Raw genomic sequence first — 18,114 nt, 5'->3', positions numbered from 1 at the left:
CTCTCGGTAGCTCGAAGGGTGTCTACGCCATCGACCGTTCCAGGAGGCCCTGTTGTCGTATTTCTACGGCATCGCGGAGGCTGGGTCCACCTCGGCCACTCTCGCGTGTGACTGCCTGGCTCACCGGTTCGGGAACGCCGGCGACCACGGCGTCCGCGAGTGTCGCTACCCGACCGACATGTCGGACGCCGAGTGGGCGGTGGTCCGGCCGCTGTTGCCGGTGCCGGGCTGGCTTCGCGGCCGGGGCGGCCAGCCGGAGGCGTACTGCCAGCGCGCGATACTGGACGCGATCCGCTACCTCGTTGACAACGGCACGAAGTGGCGGGGCCATCCCGGTCGATTTCCCGCCGTGGGACCGCGTCTACGCGTTCTTCCGACGCTGGCGCGACCACGGCCTGGTCGAGGAGTTCCACGACCGGCTCTGCCGCCAGGTCCGCGAACAGGCCGGGCGGGATCCGGAGCCGAGCGCGGGCGTGATCGACTCGCAGTCGGTCAAAGCCGACGCCGTCGTCGACTCCGAAAGCCGCGGCTTCGACGGCGGCAAGCTGATCAACGGCCGCAAGCGGCACGTCGTGGTCGACACGCTCGGACTGCTGCTCGCGGTGATGGTCACGGCCGCGGACGTCGGCGACCGTGCAGCCGCCCAGGTGCTGCTCGGCCGGGTCGCCGCCGCCCACCACCGGCTGGCGCTGGTCTGGGCTGACGGCGGCTACACCGGCAGCCTCGTCGAGTACAGCCTCGCCGTTCTCGCCGTGGTGCTGGCCATCGTCAAGCGCAGCGACGACATGCGCGGCTTCGTCGTGCTTCCCAAGCGGTGGATCGTGGAGAGGTTTTTCGCCCACCTGATGCGAAGCCGCCGCCTGGTGCGCGACTTCGAGCGCTCCACCAGCAGCGCGGAGGCGATGGTCTACTGGTCGATGACGCAGCTCATGACGCGCCGCCTTGCCCGGCCACGTCCTTCGCGAGCGTGAACCGGCCCGGCGCCGACTCGACCAGCCAGCCCCTGGCCACCAGCCGCTTCGCCTTCGACCGCAAGGCTTCTACCTTCCCCGGCACCGGGTCCAGGCCGAAGCAAACGGCCATCTCCTGACACGACAGCGGACCTTGACCAAGCCGGTTCCGGTCCACGAGGGCTCGCAGGATGCGCTGGTAGTCCACCGACAGCACAGACCAGGCCAGCCCCGCGCGCCAGACCGGCACCACGGACTTCGACTTCGCCGCGTCAGCCTGCTCGGACAGAACCCGCTGTCCAGCGGGAGCCGGCAGGTCCTCGCCGGCGGCCTCGGCCGAGGCCAGCACCTCGCCGACGCGCGAGCGGGCGACAACCCACTCGTTCCACTCCCGCTCGGCCACCTCCAGCTCCGCGTGGATGCGGTCGGCCTCCTCGCGCAGCTCGTCCACGCGGCGGCGAGCAGTGAGCTCGCGCTGTTCCAACAGCCCCACGACCGACGGCATCCCGACCTCCACCCGAGCGACGACACGACACGTCACCACTGCCACGGGCCCGCCGGCCCTATGCCCGACCAGCGGAAACACAGCTCTCAAGCCCGGAAAGACAACAGCCACTTAGGCTCGGGGACGCGGCCCGCTCAACGTGGTGCTGGACAAGTGCCGCTGGGGTACGTCAGGGCTGGGGTTGCTCAGTGGAACAGTGCTTCGACCAGGGCTGCGCGGAACTGACGCTGCCTGACTCCAGTGGCGATGGCCTGCGGTGCCGGATCCCCTGTCAGGCCGATACCCATGACGACGGCTCCGGTCTTCTCGAGCATGTGCCACATGTCGTCGGTGAGGCGAACAGGTACTGCGATGCGGACGATCTCCGGGTCGGTGCTGTGCTTTGACTCGTCGTAGAAGCCTTCGAAGGTACGGTTGGCCGAGTTGAAGACGGCCTTCCAGCCGTGGTCCTGGGCGGGCACGGCGGGCGCGTCCCACACGGGCCAGCCGAAGTAGTCCTGCACAGCGGTGGTCGTTGCGGATGTGTGGCCGGACAGCACCAGGGTGACGGTGCGCACCTGATTTGCCGTGATGACGGTTGTCTTGCCTTGGGGTCGGGCGCTCACCTTGCCAGGCGCTGACAGGCCGATGTGCGTGACCGCCATGTTGAGCTGAGCCCACAAGTCCCGGGGACGTTCTGCCATGCCCCCAGCATCGGGTAGGCGGGGTGGTGTGTTGGGCTCTATCCGGTTGGTTCATTCTTTCGGGTGAGCCCGTGTACGCGGCGGGTTGGAACGCGCTTGGCTCCTGTTGAGAACCTGACGCTCGAACAGGCCGCAGATGTGGGCTGCTTCGTCCACGGCTCTCCTGTCCCACGGGGCGAGTTGCATGCTTTGGCGGCCGGGCGGCCTCCCGTCCAGCTCCGCGAAGCGGCCGGCTGCGGAGATCAGGTCGGCTGCCCAGGGCGGTACGGGAAGATCGCCGCCGCCGGTGCGGGCGACGGACAGCCGGAGCGGCGCGTCGGAGCGTCCGGTGACAACCCGCTGTGCCAGCGCGGCGGCGTGCAGAGGGTGGGCGACGCGTGTGTGAAGCCGGTGGACGAGCAGGACCGTCGCATGGTCGGGCTCGGGTGGAAGTCGCCCGCCGGCGGGCAGTGCGAGCAGCGTGCGGCCCAAGCGGCGGCCTGCGGCGGCCAAGCGGCTGTGGTCGAGCGGGTGGTGCGTGGGCTGGATGAAGCCCGGCTCATCCGCGTGGGGTGGGATGTGCGTGGCGGCCTCCCACCAGGCGTACCGGTCGGCCGGCGGTGGCGGGAGCGGTGCGCTGACGGCACGGCGGGCGCCATCCAGGGTGTGCACGTCGTGGTGCGGCAGGAAGGCCAGGGCGGAGGCGAGCGCGGGCGGGAGGGGTCCATGGCACAGCAGGGTCAGGTGGATCCCGGTGAGTTCCCGCAGGGCGAAGAGGTGCTCGAAGTGGCGGGAGCTGATGCGGTGGGCGCGGGTGACGATGACGTGCCCGATGTGCAGGGCAGTGGTCCAGGCGGCGACAACGCGCCAGGCGGTGTCGGTTCCACCGGCCCAGTGGGCGGCCTCCTCGTTTCCCGGGAGCAGGTGCTTGTTCAGACTGCGCAGGAGGTCGTGGGCCAGGGATGCGGGGGCGGTGGCCACGGGGGTGGGGTGGACGGTGATGCGGCCCAGCGCCGGGGTGTGGGCGGTCAGGGCCGCCGACATGAAGGCGTGGTCGTCGTGTGCATCGTGCACCACGGTGAGCGCGGGCAGATCCGGATTACCTGGTCCCGGTGACCAGGTGGGCCGCCACTGCCCGGAAGTGGCGGCGGGTGCGGCGGCCGGACGCGTCGTCATCGCGATCCTGGTGGTTGCGGTATGGCTCCGGCGGGCACGGGCCTGGCCACGGGATCGGCGAGAACCGCAGCCGGGTAGTCGACATGCCGGAGCTGTTGCGGATCGGCCACGGCGGCGCGGTGGCCGAGGACTTGGCTGTCGGCTGGAGCGGGGGTGTCCGTGAGGGGATGGCGGGCCAGACCGAGGGCGAACAGCACGTCGGGGTGGACGGCCGGATGCCCGCCCGTGGGGGCGAGCAGGCGGCGGTTGGCCAGGCGCGGAATCTGCTCGGGCGACAGCTCCAGGGGAAGGCCCTCGGCGGTGCGGCGTAGCAGGCGGGTGACGGCGGCGGCCTCCAGCGGGCTGAGGGAGGCGACAGTGTGGCCGGTGCTGTGGAGGTTCTGCCGCTGCTGGCCGGTGAGCAGGCCGGGCATGGTGGTCAGGTGGATGCTGGTGTCGGTGTGGACAAGCCGGTGGGGGCTGTCGTGCTGTTCAAGGTGTGCGGCCAGGGCGGTGGCGGCGCGTCCCAGACGGTGGGCGGGCCATTCCAGGGCGCTGGCCAGGTCGTCGGGGTGGATACGGCCGGCTTCCATGAGGGCCGCGTGCAGCACGATGGCGTGGGTGGCCGTCTGCGGGCCGGGGCGTGAGTCCTGGGCGTGGGTGCGCAGGAGGGATTCCGGGGAGGTGGAGAGGGCGTGGGCCAGGTGGATCAGGGCTGCGGCGGGGAGGGTCTGCGGGGTGAGATGGGTGTCCCAGTCCGCGGTGGGGATGCCGGTCAGTGCGGTGAGTTCGTCATCGCCCAGCCGGCAGTCCGTGGCGCGCTCGCGCAGGAACGTAAGGTCGAAGGCGAACAGACTGGTGCCGGTTGGCGGGGCTGGGGCGGTCACGGGCGTAACTCCACAAGGCGCGGCAGGACATCCGGGGTGGGCGGGGCTGGGGTGTGCAGGCGCCAGCAGCGGGCGGTGGTGTGCCAGTCGTCCCCGGGGTGGGGATGGACCAGGGTGGGGATGGCGAGCCCCGCGTCGGCGACGAGGGCCTCGAGGCGTGGCGTGGTACCGAAGCAGTTCGCGAACAGGCCGTGGTGGTCGGCGGTGCGCGGGGAGCGGCGACGGAATTCCACGGCGGCGCGCAGCAGGGGTCGGGCGCGGGGCGGGACGGCGTACATGTGCCGGGGACCCGGTGCCTGGCCGATGTTGATCCGTGAGTCGCGGTCGATGGCCACCGTGGCGTGATGGTGGTCGACGCTCTCGATCTGGGTCATCGACAGCAGGTCACGGCTGGTGCCGGTGAACAGCATGGAGGCCAGCGCGGCGGCGCGCAGCGGGTTGGGCAAGCGCCAGGTGATCGTGTGCAGGACGCGCGGGGTCAGCGGCACGGTGGTCAGGCCGGGCCCCGCGCAGTCGGTGAGGTCGTCGGGTACGTCGAGCAGCACCGAGCGGCTGAGGAAGCCGGCCTGGGCGCCGCGCACGCGGGCCACGGTGTGCTGGGGGCTGGGGCTGGAGACGGTCAGGCGGGCCAGGAACAGGCGTACGGCCTCGGTCTCCTGGAGGGTGAAGGCGGTGGGCTCGGCGGTGCGTCCGTCTGCGGGTCCGGCGGTGGGTGGCGGGGAGGGCAGGGTGCGGGCCAGCCAGGTGCGGGCGGCGGCGTAGCCGGCGCGGTACTGGCCGTCGGTGTGGGTGAAGTGGACGTCGTTCTGGCGGCGCCAGCAGTCCGCGCGGAACGCAGCCATGCCGCTGCGGGGCAGGGTGGGCAGCGGGTGGGCATGATCGCCCGGCGGAGGGCCGTGGCGGCGGCCGGTTGCTGGTGGCCCGATCGCCTCGAGGACGTCGTCCGCGCCCCGTACCCCCTGCGCGTCGGTGAGGCCGGCGTCGTGAAGGCGCGTCTGCAGGTGCTGCTCGTCGGCCGGCTCCGGAGCGTGGGCGATCAGGGTCAGGCGGATGCCGGTGTCCGCGCGCCAGACGGCGAGGCGGCGCAGGCGCTCGAGGGTCAGGCGGTGGGCGCGCAGCACGATGGCCTCGTGCACGTCGGTGGCCAGGGTCCAGCAGGTCACCGCCCGCCAGGCCGGGTCGGTGGACATCCGCTCGGCCTCGGGACGGGAGAAGCCGTCGCGGCCCATGGCGCGCAGCACATCCAGCGCGAGGTAGGCCGGACTTGTGGCGTGCGGGGTGGGATCGACGGTGATCCGGCCGCGGGCGGGATCGGCCCGCTGGTAGGCGGCCCGGTGCACCGCGTGGTCGTCGTCGCCGTCCAGAAGCAGCCTCACCGGCCACGGCGCCGCCCCCGTCGGCGGTGTGGTGACGGCCTGTGGGCCGGGGACAGCAGGGAGTGTGGGGGCGGTCATGGGCGCCGCCCGCCGTCGACCTTGTCGGCCACGGCCTGTAGCAGGCGCTGGTCGGGCGCGGCAGCTCCGGTTGTGGCCAGAGCCCGCTGAGCGTGGTGCGTGAGCACGACCCAGCGGCGCAGGCAGCCGTCGGCGACACGGGCGTCCAGCGCCTGCAGGTCGCCGGGCGCGACACTGCGCCACAGCGGATGCAGAGCAGGCACTGCCCGGGGGACCTGGTCGCGGGTGAGCGGCCAGATGAAAGGCCAGCCGGCGGTGCGGGTGGCGAGCATCCGCTGGGCACGCAGGTGCCGTTCGCCCCGTGACTGGGCGATCAGGACCACGCACAGCCCTTGGGGAAGGTCGTCGTGCAGGAAACGCAGGTACTCGAAGCACGACGCCGACATCCGGTCGGCATCCTCGACCACGACGATCCGCGGCTTGAGGGCCAGAGCGCGGCGGATCCAGGCGTCGGCGGCCCCAGGGTCGGCAGGCGCCTCGCCGCGGAGCTTCAACGTCTTGTGCAGGCAGGCGCGCAGGTCCGTCGGCGCCGGCTGAGCCCGGAAGTCCAGCGGCAGCAGCTCACCGAGACGGCGGGCGGCGGTGTGGACGGCAAAGGTCTTGCCGACCCCGGCGTCGCCCAGCACGCACACAAAACGCCCCTGGGCGTACGCGTCGGCGAGCGCATCGCCCACGGCGGACATCCCCGGGGTGAGCAGCGTCCGCACACCCGGGGTGGCGAGGAAGTGCAGGCCGGGCGGGGCGGCGTCTTCCAGGACGGCGAAGAGTTCCGGGGCGGCGGCCGGCCCCGGGCCGGCCGGCGGCGGGGGCGGGGTGGTCAGCACCGGGCCAGGGCCCAGTCCACGATGCGGTCGTCGATCTTGTCGGCCTTGAAGTGCGCCATGCCCTTCAGCACGTGTTTGGTGACCTTCACCCACTCACGGAACGATCCGAGCGCGTACTGGGTGTCGATCCGCTGCAGCAGTGCCTCGTCCACGCCCTTCCACACGGGGTGGGAGTCGGGCACGGTCTTGAGGATCTCGTCCTCGGTCATCGCCAGGATCTCCAGGCGGATGTAGATCCGCGAGGCCAGCGCCGGATCGCTCTGCAGCGTCTCGTACGCCTCCCGGCCGCCGACGAAGAGGATGGCGGGCTTGGGGTCGCAGTTGTCCCACAGCTTGCGCAGGAACTCGAAGTTCTCCCGCCGGTACTGCTGGGCCTCGTCGCACACGATCACGTACGGACGCCGGGGCAGGGACTCACGCAGCAGCTTGTCGAACGCGGTCGGGGTGCCGGGCATCTTGCAGCTCAGGTTCATCTGGTGGAACAGCTCCTCGCGCAGGTCCTTCGGGCCGGGGCGGGAGCGGGCGAAGTCCAGCGGGAGGATCAGATCGGGGTTCATCTCCTGGATCGTGGCGCGGGTGCCGAAGCTCTTGCCGAGCCCGGCATCCCCGTAGATCACCGACATCGCCCTCGATTCGACGGTATCGACGACGGTGTCCTTGATCTGCAGCAGCGTGTCGGTGGCGACCAGCGACGACTCCTCAAGGCCGAGGAAGAACTGCGGTCGCAGGTCGGGGCGGCGCTGCGGCGCGGTGGTGGTCATGCGTCCTCCGAAGACGGATCCGAGGTGGTGGCGGCTTGGCCGGGGCGGGCCCAGCCAGCCGGGATGGGGGTCAGGGGCGAGTAGGGCTCCGCGCGCCGGCGCGGCATGGCAGGTGCTCTTCCGCTGGAGCCGGCGAGTTCATCCCGTACCTCACGCTCAGTCATGCGCTTTGCCCGTACCGGAAGTTCGGCCTGGGTGGAGGGGAGGTAACGCTCCCGTTTTCGCTCGCCGGAGCGTTTCAGAGCCCGGCGCAGCGCAGCGCTGTGCTCATCACGGTCGGCCAGGACCTTGGCGCGCAGTTCCTCGGTGGCTTCGTCGCTGAGAAAGGCCCGGCCGAGGTAGCGGTTGCCACGGAAGGTGTACAGGTCGATCTCGTGGCTGTGGTGCGGCATCCACCGGACCCGCACCTGAACGCCGATACGGCCGACGCCCATCTCGGGCATGTAGCAGCGGCCCGCAAACTCCACCCCGTGACTGGTGATCTTATGAACCCGGTTGTCGCTCTCCAGCATGAAGGCGCGCAGCTCTACCGCGCTGGGCTCCGGCCGGATCTCGGTAGGATCGGACAGCCACGCCTGCAGCGGTGTCATCTGGGTACGTTCCACCACGTGCTTCGTGTTGTGCTCGTGGACCCACGTGCGTAGCAGGTCGACGAACGCCTCGAACGTCAGCGGCGGGTCCTGGTCACCCACCCGCCGACGGTGATCGAGCAGGGGCGCCTTGCTGTAGCGGGGCAGGTCGGCGAAGAACCTGGTCACGCCGGTACGGTTCAGCCGCTCCACCCCGCCCTTGTGGCGGGCACTGCGCACCCGGTGGACCGGCACGCCGAGCAGCCCGAAGGCCCGCTGGACGGTCTTGGACAGGAAATCGGCGCCGCCGTCGATGCGCACCAGGCGCGGCAGCCCGCCGGCCGGCCCGTACGGGTCCTCGCGCAGCACCGCCGACCGCAAAGCCGCCAGGACCGATCCCCGGTGTGCGGAGCCCGCGGTGACCGCCCAGCCCATCACGTGGCTGGTGCCGCGGTCCTCGAACCACGTCACCCACACCTTCGAGGTGGTCTGGTCCGGCATCATCACCACCAGCGGGGCCTGCTTGTGGTCGCCCTCCCACACCTGGTTACGGGCCACCGGGGGCCGCTTGAAAGCCGGGTCGAAACCACGGGCGGCCGGGATGCCCTGGCGCAGACCCGCCATGAAACCCGGATCGAGGTCACGGGCGATCGCGTCGTGCAGCGTGGTCAGCCCCACCGGCTCCTCCCCCGCCGCCAGGGCCTCGCGTACCAGCTGCTCGTGGGCACGCCTCACGTTGCCCTGGTAGTCGGCGAGCACATCGACGATCTCGTCGGTGATCCGCAGACGCTTCCTGGCGGGCTTCTCCGACGTACCGCTCTCCTCGGCCTCCTTGAGCCAACGCCACACCGTACGGATGCTCACGCCCACCGCCCCGGCCACCAGCCTCACGTGAGCGGTTGTCAACTCCCCCGCCCCGCGCAGCCCGAGCAACTGGGCCACCGCGGCAGGCCGGAGCTCATCCCGATGCCGACCCAGGCCCCCCGCCGGGGCGTCCTCCAGCGCGGTCACCGGAAGCAGCACCGGCGGGGCAGGCAGACGGATAACGAAACGGCGATCACAGCGCAGCCCCCAACCCCAACAGTGCTGGCATTCAAGCAAGTTCATCCCAGTGAGCTCACCGACAGGCGAATCCGAACGCGAGACTACGAGCCGAAAGCCAACCCCCGACCCAGCCACTCACTCGAACAGGTGACGCCTTGCCGTTCCCGTCACCCCGACGCGCGCACGTGCTATCTGCCCCACGGCCACCACAGGTCCCGGGCGGCCGGGACCTCCGCAAGACCCGGCGCACCAGGGCCCCCGAGCACCAAGATCAATAAAACGAAGGAGATGCGGCGAGCACGACATCGGCCGATACGGCTTCATGTCACCGAGACATCCGGAGAGATATCACCATGATCGACCAGTCAGATGGCTTTGAGCAGCGCTGATACCGCCGCCCATCAGTGACATCCGATCCGAACATCCCAGTGACATCACGGCCGAACTTCACACCAGCCGGTCCGGCCGGGCCTTGTCCCGCAACTCCAGGAACGAGCCCTCCGCCCCGCCGATCACACCCCGGCACGACCAGCACGGACGCAGCTGCGCGTTGGCCGAGCGGGCCGCCTCCAGCCGCGCCTGGGCCTCGACTTCCCGCTCCTGCTCGCGCCGCTCTTCCTCCTTCTCGTGGCAGGACCAGCAGAGGCCACCCGGGCGACGGGTCCAGGTCTGTCGTCCCTTGGGGCCGTACTCCTGGGTGCTCTCCCAGTAGGGGACGTTCCCGCAGTCGGGACAGGCAAGGGTCTTCATCAGTTCCTGGTGCTCCTCGTCGGCCTTCTTCTCCCGGGCCTTCTGGCGCTCGTCGTACGCGGCGCGGGTGTCCGGGCTCTCCAGCGCCTCCAGTAGGGAGTAGCGGGCTTCGTCGCGGCCGTAGCGCCACCAGACCGGCCCCATCGGGCCGTGCTCGGCCAGCAGCTCCAGAGTGGTGGCGATGACCGGGACCGCGTCGTCGTACTCGCGCCAGCCGTCCCCGCCCGTGTTGTCGGAGCGCATGGTCCACCAGAAGCCGCCCCAAGCGTCGCGCGCCAGGTCCGCCACCGCCTGCTGGCGGTTGGCCAGCGCCACGGGTCCGGCGTCGGTGACGACCAGGGCGACGGGCGGGTACCCGGGCCGGGTGTGGCCGGGGTAGGCGCGGCGCCACCAGTGCACCGTCCGGTCAGCGGCTGCTTCGTCGGAGCGGGCCGGGTCGTTGTCGCGGACCTTGACGCGGAACAGCTCGCGGTAGGCGGTGAACTTCGCGGCCACCCGCTCCGGTGCCATGGTCGAGCGGTCGACCTCCACCATCAGCACCGGCACGCCGATCTCCGGGGCCTGCCACACCGCGTCCGGACGCACCTTGCGCTTCCCGCCCGGCAGGACGAACTCCACCTCGGTCGCCCAGTCGGTGATGGTGCCGACGCCGCCCGCCGCGTCCGGCGCGGCCCCGCCGAGGACGAACGCGGCGATCGTCTCGTTGACCGCCATCGCGTGCTGTGCGCCGGAGCGGCCGGCGCCGCGGGCGGTGGAGCCCATGTCCGAGCGGGGCAAGCCGAGGACGTGCCCGGCCGCCTCCAGCCCGGCCGTGCCCTCCAGCCGCCACGTCTTGTGCCGGGCCTTCGTGTTGCCGTCCGAGGCGACCAGGCCATGCCCGGCGAGATCGCGCAGCGCCTGCCGGATCACCGTGTTCGACGCCGCCCCCGGGCGCAGCAGGCGCTGAAGTTGGTCGGCGGTGGCGACCTTGAGGACGCCGAGCGCGCCGAGGACGTCGGCGCGCAGGGCGTTGGTCGAGCCGTTCGGGTTGGCCGCGCCACGGCGGTACGCGGTGCGGCCTGGCCGGGACGGCTCGGCAGGTTCGGCGGTGTCGGCCTGGTCGTCGTGGTCGGCGGGCTGAGCAAGGCTCTGACGGGTGCTCACGGGCCTCTCCCGAGGGTCGTGGTCGGGCGTTGCCTTCGAGGGATATCCGGCGCTCCCGACAGCCGCCAAGCCCGTTCCCGACCGGCGCGCCGCGCCCTCTCCCGTCACCGCCCCTGATCCGGCCCCTGCCGCCGCCGCTGACCACCGTCCGCCAGCCCACCGACCGCCTCGCCCTGGAGGTCGGCCGCAGCGTCCTCGCCCTGGTCGGCAACCGCGACACCTCCACCGGCGAACTCCTCTTCGACTCCGAACTGGTGATCCGCGCCACAACCGCGCCCGCACCGCTGCGCTGACCCCGGACGCCCGGACGCCGGACGTCCGGCCACCCGGACGAGAACGCCCGGCCACCCTCCCCGTTGGCCGGGCGTTCTTCCGTGACACCCCGTCAGAGCCAGCCCCGGTGGGCGGCCTTGATGCCCGCCTCGAAACGGCTGCTGGCGTCCAGCCGTTCCATGATCGAGGCCATGTGGCGGCCGATGGTGCGCGAGGAGATGCCCAGCCGCTGCCCGGCCGCCTCGTCGGTGAGGCCGCCGCCGAGCAGGCGCAGCAGCTCGCGCTCGGTCGGGGTGAGCCCGGTCGCCGGGTCCTCCGGCCGGGCCGCGCCGAGCGGGACGGCGGTGCTCCAGGCCTGCTCGAACAGATCGAGCAGGGCGCCGATGATGCCTGGCTCGGTGACGTGCAGCGCGCCCTTGCGGCTGTGCGCCGGGTCGATCGGGACGAGCGCCTGGACCCGGTCCACGATGATCACCCGCTGCGGCACGGCGGGCGCGGTGCGGACCTCGCCGCCCTGCCCGAGCAGCCAGTTGGCGTACGCCGTGACGTGCGGCTGGCGGCGGGTGGTGTCCTGGTAGAGCGTCCGCATGGTGATACCGCGGGCCAGTGCCGCGCTGTCGGAGGGACGGCTGGCGTCCAGGTCGTCGGGGCGCTGGGCGCGCGGATGGGTGGTCAGCACCTCGCGCTCGGTCTGCCGGGCCATCAGCTCCAGCCGGGCCCGGATGGCGTCCATCCCGAGCAGGCGCTCCCCGTGCGCGGGCCGGTGCTCGGCTCGCTCCGCGACCATCCTGGTCACGGCGGCCCGGGACGCCGCCAACTGGGCCTGCCGGGCGGCGAGTTCGGCCTCGTGCCGGGCCAGTACGTCGGCCAGGCCGATCTCCGGGTCCACCGCGCGCAGCTGCCCCGGACGGTCGGCGGACACCCGGACCAGCATCAGCGCGCCGAGTTCGTCGAGGCAGTCGTGGACCTGCGACTCGCTCAGCCCGCTGCGAGCGGCCAGCTCCGCCACCCCGTCCAACGGGTGGTCGAGCATCGCCCGGTACAACGTGCCGGCCTCGACCGACACCCCCAGTGCCTCCAGCATTCCGTCCCCCTCCGCGCCCGGCGCAGCCGTCCCCGTGAGTGGATGGCGTGCGAATCCTTTCAGGGCCCCCACTCCTCCTTCAAGAAAGATCAATGGGGCCATCGGGACTGGTCGGGGCATATGCGCGCGAAATCTGTTCGATTTTTTAGCGCCCCCAGGCCCCTCCGGGGAGCAGCCTGGCGGCGGTCCTGTCGGGGAGCGGACAGCGGGTCCGGTGTCCGGAACCAGACTGTCTGGTTGGGGACAGTCGGCATGCCTTCCCCCGGGTCCGGCGGCACGGAAAGCTTTACCTCGCCGCCAGGAAAACGGACCGGGCGGCAGCCGGCCGAAGCGTCTACCGCGGGACGTGGAGCCGGACCACAGCCAGCCCGCCCCACCGACACCGGAAGAGGTCCACCCCGTGCTTCGCACCCGCATCGCCCAGGCCGCCGCGGTCGCCGCCCTCGCCCTGACCGCCCTCGCCGCCCTCCCCGTCGCCGCCCAGGCCGACGAGACCCCGGCGCCGACGCCGACCGCCACCGCCCAGCCGACCGGGGCCCCCGCCCCCGGGACCGTGCAGCCCGCCGGCAACTACGGCTGGGGCGACTGATCCCCGATGGACGTCGTCCACGCCAGCCTGCACCGCAGACACCCTGCGGAGCCCGTGCCGGACGGTGAGACGGCGGAGATCCTCGCGGCCCTCTGGGCTCACGCACTGCCCGCCGACGGGCTGCAGCACATCACCGCCCGCGGCGAGAACGACCGCACCGACCTCCTGATCTACCTCCGCACCCTCCCCGACCCGGATCCCGCCCCCGACGGCCAACCGGCCGTGCAGCGGGCCCACCGGTTGATCGCCCGCACCCACCGGGCCTCGCCCCTGCTCCGCCGGAGCCACCTCCCGCCGGTCCCGCCCGCGGACCACGCGGCTGGCCCGCGCTGAGCCCGCGCCGCCCGCCGCGCCCCGCAGTACCCCTCTCCCGGACCTCCCGCCGCTCCGCCGTGCCCGAAGCCGGCCGACCGGGCGTCCACCCGACCACTCGTCAGACAGGAAGCTTCGCCATGCCCGCTGTGTCCTCCTCCTCGTCCTCCGCCAAGCTCGCCAAGCTCGCCCGGACCGCCCTCGCCACCGCGATTGCCGCCTCCGGCGTGATCGCCGGCTCGGTGTTCTCGGCCGGAACCGCACAGGCCGCCACCACCGGCGACTCGATCGTCAACACCGCCGCCGGGCAGCTCGGCAACGCCGCCTGCGGCAACGGCGGCCGCGGCTACTACGCGTCCGGCACCGGGCAGACCAACAGCTGCTCGGGCGGCCAGGAGGCGCACGCCTGGTGCGCCGACTTCGTCGGCTGGGTCTGGGCCCGCAACGGCGTGCAGAACCTCGGCGTCCTGAACGACCTCGCCAACTCCCTGCAGACGTACGGCAACAACAACGGCACCCTGGGCAGCACGCCGCACGTCGGCGACGCCGTCTTCTTCCACCCGAGCGGCTACAGCACCGGCTACACCACCTACGACCACGTGGCGATCGTCTCCGCGGTCAACTCCGACGGCACCATCGACTGGATCGGCGGCAACCAGGGCAGCTCGCCCGGCTACGTCACCCGCAACACCCGGATGCCCGGAGCCGTCGGCTCCAAGGAGTGGTCGGTCAACGGCGTCAACGTGCACCTGGCGGGCTACATCCGGCCGGTCGGCGGCCAGGCCGCGGTCCAGCGCGGCGACCTGTTCCACGAATCCCGCGACCCGTGGGGCTCCTGGTCCGGCTTCGCGGCGGTGAACGGCTACGCCGGCGCGCCGTCCTTCAACGCCAGCCAGGAGGCCATCACCTCGACGCCCGACAAGTCGACCCAGACCCTGGCGGCCGGCAACGACGGCAACCTGTACCACACGGCCCGCTACGCGAACGGCTCGTGGACCGGCTGGGCCCCGCTCGACGGCTACGACGGCGCGCCGAACTTCTCCGCGAAGTCCTTCTCGATCGCGGGCATGCCGAACGGCGACGCGCAGGTCCTGGCGGTCGGCAACGACGGCGGCATCTACTTCACCACCCGCCTGGTGAGCGGCAGCTGGCAGGGCTGGAGCAAGGTCGGCGACTGGAGCGCCCGAAAGGTCTCGATCACCGCGATGCCCAACGGCGACGCCCAGATCCTGATCATCGGCAACGACGGGCTGATCTACCACAACATCCACTTCGCCAACGGCACCTGGCAGGGCTGGAACGGCGTGGCGGGCTTCGGCGGCGCGGCCTCGTTCGCGGCCAACAGCATCTCGCTGGCCGGCATGCCGAACGGTGACGCCCAGCTGGTCGCGGTCGGCAACGACGGCAACGTCTACCACTCGATCCGGCTGGCCAACGGCTCCTGGCAGGGCTGGGGCCCGGTGGCCGGCGTGGGCAGCGCGGCGAACTTCGCCGCCTCCAGCATCGGCATCACCAGCACCCCGAACGGTGACGCCCAGCTGGTCGCGGTCGGCAACGACGGCATCGCCTACCACAACGCCCGCTTTGCGAGCGGGTCCTGGCAGGGCTGGGGCTCGCTCGGCTTCGGCGCGGTCAACGTCGCCATCACCGGGGTCGGGGACGGCTCCTCGCAGGTCCTCGCCACCCACAGCTGAACCGGACGGCCGGGATGCGGCGGCGCCACGGGGCGGTTCCCCGTGGCGCCGCCGCGGCGCGCACGGGCGCTGTCACGGCGTCAGGTCGACCGCCAGCGGCCGGTGGTCGGAGACCGCGAAGCGGGGCAGCCTGGCTTTATAGGTGAGTAGTGGTTCTGGTCCAACTTCTGTGATCGGTGACGCTGCGTCAGGCTTCGAGGTCGAATAGCGGGATGTCCATGGAAGGCGGCTGCGGGTCAAGTACCGCGCGAAGCGCGGCAACCATGTCGAGCCAGCGGTGCGCGTCGCCAGGTTCCACCCAGTTCGACACCAATCCGTCGTCGTCGGCGGCGATGCGTGTGAGGGCTTCAGCAGCAAGTACCCGAAGATCGGTGGAGAACTCCGGCATGGGCGTCTCCGGGCCGCAGACTGGATCGACTGGTGGGCCACCCGGGCACTGCGAGGCCAGTACGGCCGCTGCCCCGACCGCCTCCTCCGCTTCGCCGAGCTCGTCAGCCGCGTTGACAGTGCGGACGAGGACGCCACGGATCAGGGCCTCGCACCCCTCGGCCCCGGCGTTGTCGAGGGCGTCGGCGAAATCCGCGGCCGTGTCGTTGTCGAATGGGCCGGTTCCCCAAGTACCCATGGCGTTCTCCTCACATCGCTGTGCGGTGATCATGGCACCGGTTACTGACAGCGGCGTTATGAAGCGAGCAGGACACGTTTCCGCAGCAGGTTGAAGCCGGCTCGGCCGTACATCTGACGCTTGATCATTTTGATCCGGTTGACGTGGCCTTCGACGACGCCGGAGCTCCATGGCAGCGTCAGGCCGGCGGTGACGGCGGCGAGATCGCGTTCGAGGCCGTTGACGAAGGCGTGGAGGCTGGGCAGGTCGTCGGCGCGGACCGCCTTGATCCACTGCGGGAGCTGGTCGCCCTGGAGCTGGGTGAGCATCTGCCCGAAGGTGCGGACGTGCCCGGTGAGGGCATCCAGTTCGGGGCAGCCGGCGAGGACGGATTTGAACTTCAGGCGCTCGCTCTCCGGCAGGGTGTCGGGGTGGGTCAGGATCCAGCCGGTGACCGTGCGCGGGGACGGCGGACGGGCAGCCGGTGCGGTCGGGGACGTGCGGAACGGCTGGAGGTAGGCGCGGACGGCTCCGTAGCCGCCGGTGTAGCCGTGTTGCTTGATCTCTTCCCAGAGGGTCCAAGCGTTCGTGCAGCCTTCGGCCCACCGCTCGTGCAGGTGGGCCTTGAAGTCGTCGAGCTTGGTCCTGCGGTTCTGCCACTGCCCCTGGAACAGTTCTTCCGGCCGCGCGGCGTTGGCCAGCCTTTGGACGGTGCCGTAGGTCATGCCGAGCTGGCGCTGGATCGAGCGTCGGCTGTGGCCAGCTGCCAGCAGCGCGTGGACGGTGGCGTGCTTGGCGCGGGTGCGGTCGGCGAACCGATGCCCGGTGGGCCACGGCGACCCGCTCTCGGCTGGAGCCGGAGCCTTCGTCGGTTCCGATGCGGTGAAGGTCGCACGGAGGCACTGACGGTGGCGGGAGACGCACCGCTCGGCGGCTTCGCCGAGGTTGCGCCAGAGGTGGAACCGGTCTGCGACCTGGACCGCGGTGGGTGCGCCGGTCCTGGCGCCCTCGGCGAAGAACGGGGCACGGTCACGACAGACCACTTCGATCCCCGGGCGCTCGGCCAGCCAGGCCGCGACCTTTCCTGCCTCGCGATCCGGCAGGAGGTCCACCGGCCGGCCGGTCTCGACGTCGACCAGCACGGTCCCGTAGACACGGCCCTTGCGCATCGCGTACTCGTCGACGCCTACCACCCGTGGGACATGTGGCGGGGGTTCCGGTAGGGCGTCGACCAGCCGCAGGACCGTGTTCCGGCTGGCCTTCGCGCCAAAGACGTCGGCCAGCCGGGCACCGGCGCGACCGGCCAGGGCGAGGCCGACCTCGGCCAGCACCGATCGGAGTCGTTCGGTTCGTTGGCTGTGCCGCCGGGTCAGGCCCCCGACCTGCTCGACGAACGTCCGCCGCCCGCAGCAGGCGTCTTCGCAGGTGAAGCGTCGGACATGAAGCCGCAGGACCACCCGCCGTCCGGCTATGGGGAGGTCAGCGGGAAACCGCTGGTAAGAGCCGTGCACCCGCCCGGACCAGCTCCCGCAGTCCGGGCAACGAGCCCCAGCCGTCCGGCATCTGACACCGACTCGAATCACCTCGCCATCGTCCTGGACCGACTCCACCCTGATCCCCGGATCCGCCAGGAAGAGCAGCTCTTCCAGTCGGAGCAGTACCTCGCGCACAGCCCAGAACCATCAGCCCGAGCTAGGTCGGCACCGTCTTGTTTCCGGACGATCTCGCGACACTTACCAGCAAGACCGATAGTCACAGGGAGTAGGCACACCACAGAAGCTGGACCAGAACCCGAGTTTCAGCAGCACCTGGGTGCTTGACTCCGGACAGCTGTCGGGTACTGCCTGCGCAAGGGTGGACACCACATCCGAGTGTGTGCCGAGTACGGTCAGCACATGCACGAACAGCCAGACCAGGCGCAGGTGCACGGCGAGGTGGACCGCAGGCACGCCACCGCGCCGCCCGATGTCACCGACGCGGGCACCGAAGCCGAAGCGGTGGTGTTCGTCTGCGCAACGTGTGGTGTCCCGCTGACGGGGCCGCTCACGCGGCTGCCTGCGGTTCCCAAGACGCCGTACTACGCGTGGTGGGACGCCGAAGAACCCGGTCCATCGCCGGCGACCGTGCCGTCAGGCCGCTATGCGATCGAGACCGAGCCGTACGGCGCACCCCTGGTCGTCGCTGAGGTGCCCGGGCCGGTGATGCCGCGCCACGGCGTCCACTACAACGCGGACGGCAAGCCGCTTCTGTCGCAGGGCCCGAGAGGCAACATCGTCATCAACCCGGACGACGCCCGCGACCTGGAGCTGCGGCACGTGTCCGCCGCCTGCTGCGGAGCGACCCCGGACGGCGGCATGAACCAGCTGTGCGCCTGCGGAACCCTCGTGGCGACCCTCTGTTCCGACTGCTGTCTGCCGTACGAACTCCACCTGTCAGCCGACCACGTCCGTGCCGTTCGCACCTGAGACCGACGCGCGCTGCTGCTACTTCTCACCGACATTGCACCGGCCCCGGGCTCCGACTGAAACCGATACCCGCCGACATACGCTGCCGGGTCCCACCTATGCAGCCACCGTCGCCGCCGGCTCGCTGCCGACCGGAACCACGACGGGCGCTCGAAGATGCAAGAGCTGTCACCGACTCCACCCGCCCGGAACACGGCGCAGCCGGCACGCGACCCGGACGGACCGGTGCGAGCAGTGCGAGGAGTGCGACAGCCCGGGGAACGGGGCGCGTCCCGGGACCGCCACCGGACGGAGCGGGGCCCCGGAAACACGGGCGGCCGATCAGAGCCGGCCGCGGCCCGCCCCGGGACGGACGGCCGAGGCCTGCCCGGCGCCGCGCAGCGCAAGGG

Annotated in this window: 18 protein-coding genes and 1 pseudogene; 7 read left to right on the top strand and 12 right to left on the bottom strand. The window is 71.5% G+C overall.

The features are described from left to right. Nucleotides 1-178: 178 nt before the first annotated feature. Together AMK19_RS38740 and AMK19_RS31140 are read left to right on the top strand one after the other, a co-directional pair. Nucleotides 179-289, top strand: a pseudogene (locus AMK19_RS38740) (IS5 family transposase); the annotation flags it as partial. 13 nt (nt 290-302) lie between these two features. Beyond that, nucleotides 303-971 carry an IS5 family transposase gene (locus AMK19_RS31140; RefSeq protein ID WP_443135058.1) on the top strand — a complete coding sequence of 223 codons (669 nt, stop codon included), beginning with the start codon at nt 303-305 and terminating at the stop codon, nt 969-971. On the opposite strand, the gene AMK19_RS31135 is transcribed toward AMK19_RS31140, so the two are convergent. The 9 genes from AMK19_RS31135 to AMK19_RS31095 form a co-directional block, all read right to left on the bottom strand. Further along, the gene (locus AMK19_RS31135; RefSeq protein WP_073818291.1) at nt 928-1,455 is read right to left on the bottom strand and encodes a hypothetical protein; all 528 of its coding nucleotides are present in this window, start codon (nt 1,453-1,455) and stop codon (nt 928-930) included. The two genes, AMK19_RS31140 and AMK19_RS31135, sit on opposite strands and share 44 nt — an antisense overlap. Nucleotides 1,456-1,640: 185 nt before the next feature. Continuing rightward, on the bottom strand, nt 1,641-2,138 hold the full coding sequence (locus tag AMK19_RS31130) for a hypothetical protein (RefSeq protein ID WP_073818289.1): 498 nt from the start codon (nt 2,136-2,138) through the stop codon (nt 1,641-1,643). Between the two features lie 51 nt (nt 2,139-2,189). After that, nucleotides 2,190-3,191, bottom strand: coding sequence for a hypothetical protein (locus tag AMK19_RS31125; protein ID WP_143200496.1), 1,002 nt, complete (start codon nt 3,189-3,191; stop codon nt 2,190-2,192). A gap of 98 nt (nt 3,192-3,289) precedes the next feature. Continuing rightward, nucleotides 3,290-4,159, bottom strand: a complete 870-nt coding sequence (locus tag AMK19_RS31120) for a hypothetical protein (protein WP_073818283.1) — start codon at nt 4,157-4,159, stop codon at nt 3,290-3,292. After that, complete coding sequence (locus AMK19_RS31115) at nt 4,156-5,535, bottom strand: hypothetical protein (protein ID WP_241844667.1); 1,380 nt, start codon at nt 5,533-5,535, stop codon at nt 4,156-4,158. Before AMK19_RS31115 ends, AMK19_RS31120 begins: the two co-directional genes overlap by 4 nt. A gap of 74 nt (nt 5,536-5,609) precedes the next feature. Continuing rightward, nucleotides 5,610-6,437 (bottom strand): ATP-binding protein, encoded by an 828-nt coding sequence (locus AMK19_RS31110; RefSeq protein WP_073818279.1) that lies wholly within the window; start codon nt 6,435-6,437, stop codon nt 5,610-5,612. Next, nucleotides 6,431-7,198 carry an ATP-binding protein gene (locus AMK19_RS31105; protein ID WP_073818276.1) on the bottom strand — a complete coding sequence of 256 codons (768 nt, stop codon included), beginning with the start codon at nt 7,196-7,198 and terminating at the stop codon, nt 6,431-6,433. The genes AMK19_RS31110 and AMK19_RS31105 overlap by 7 nt, the downstream gene beginning before the upstream one ends. Beyond that, nucleotides 7,195-8,778 (bottom strand): transposase, encoded by a 1,584-nt coding sequence (locus tag AMK19_RS31100; protein WP_241844666.1) that lies wholly within the window; start codon nt 8,776-8,778, stop codon nt 7,195-7,197. Before AMK19_RS31100 ends, AMK19_RS31105 begins: the two co-directional genes overlap by 4 nt. 480 nt (nt 8,779-9,258) lie before the next feature. After that, nucleotides 9,259-10,704 carry a replication-relaxation family protein gene (locus tag AMK19_RS31095; protein WP_073818273.1) on the bottom strand — a complete coding sequence of 482 codons (1,446 nt, stop codon included), beginning with the start codon at nt 10,702-10,704 and terminating at the stop codon, nt 9,259-9,261. 29 nt (nt 10,705-10,733) lie between these two features. Here AMK19_RS31095 and AMK19_RS37695 point away from each other — a divergent pair, with 29 nt between their 5' ends. Beyond that, nucleotides 10,734-10,997, top strand: a complete 264-nt coding sequence (locus AMK19_RS37695) for a hypothetical protein (protein WP_241844665.1) — start codon at nt 10,734-10,736, stop codon at nt 10,995-10,997. 92 nt (nt 10,998-11,089) lie between these two features. Here AMK19_RS37695 and AMK19_RS31085 read toward each other — a convergent pair whose 3' ends face one another. Beyond that, on the bottom strand, nt 11,090-12,061 hold the full coding sequence (locus tag AMK19_RS31085) for a LuxR C-terminal-related transcriptional regulator (RefSeq protein ID WP_073818270.1): 972 nt from the start codon (nt 12,059-12,061) through the stop codon (nt 11,090-11,092). Nucleotides 12,062-12,461: 400 nt separating this feature from the next. Between AMK19_RS31085 and AMK19_RS31080 the strand changes: the two genes are divergently transcribed. From AMK19_RS31080 to AMK19_RS35610, 3 genes are all read left to right on the top strand, one after another. Then, nucleotides 12,462-12,650 carry a hypothetical protein gene (locus AMK19_RS31080; protein WP_073818268.1) on the top strand — a complete coding sequence of 63 codons (189 nt, stop codon included), beginning with the start codon at nt 12,462-12,464 and terminating at the stop codon, nt 12,648-12,650. Nucleotides 12,651-12,656: 6 nt separating this feature from the next. Then, nucleotides 12,657-12,983 (top strand): hypothetical protein, encoded by a 327-nt coding sequence (locus AMK19_RS31075; protein ID WP_073818266.1) that lies wholly within the window; start codon nt 12,657-12,659, stop codon nt 12,981-12,983. 119 nt (nt 12,984-13,102) lie between these two features. Next, entirely contained in the window at nt 13,103-14,656 is a 1,554-nt protein-coding gene (locus tag AMK19_RS35610; RefSeq protein ID WP_073818263.1) for a CHAP domain-containing protein, read from the top strand. Nucleotides 14,657-14,843: 187 nt separating this feature from the next. Here AMK19_RS35610 and AMK19_RS31065 read toward each other — a convergent pair whose 3' ends face one another. Both AMK19_RS31065 and AMK19_RS31060 read right to left on the bottom strand, forming a co-directional pair. Further along, complete coding sequence (locus tag AMK19_RS31065) at nt 14,844-15,314, bottom strand: DUF4259 domain-containing protein (protein WP_241844664.1); 471 nt, start codon at nt 15,312-15,314, stop codon at nt 14,844-14,846. A 23-nt stretch (nt 15,315-15,337) separates the two neighbouring features. Then, nucleotides 15,338-16,930: an ISL3 family transposase gene (locus tag AMK19_RS31060; protein ID WP_073818258.1), complete on the bottom strand. Its 1,593-nt coding sequence runs from the start codon at nt 16,928-16,930 to the stop codon at nt 15,338-15,340. A gap of 225 nt (nt 16,931-17,155) precedes the next feature. Here AMK19_RS31060 and AMK19_RS31055 point away from each other — a divergent pair, with 225 nt between their 5' ends. Beyond that, on the top strand, nt 17,156-17,725 hold the full coding sequence (locus AMK19_RS31055) for a hypothetical protein (RefSeq protein WP_083647508.1): 570 nt from the start codon (nt 17,156-17,158) through the stop codon (nt 17,723-17,725). Nucleotides 17,726-18,114: the final 389 nt, after the last annotated feature.

Source organism: Kitasatospora sp. CB01950, assembly GCF_001905465.1.
Lineage (GTDB): Bacteria > Actinomycetota > Actinomycetes > Streptomycetales > Streptomycetaceae > Kitasatospora.
This window is presented reverse-complemented; position numbering and strand designations above follow the sequence as displayed.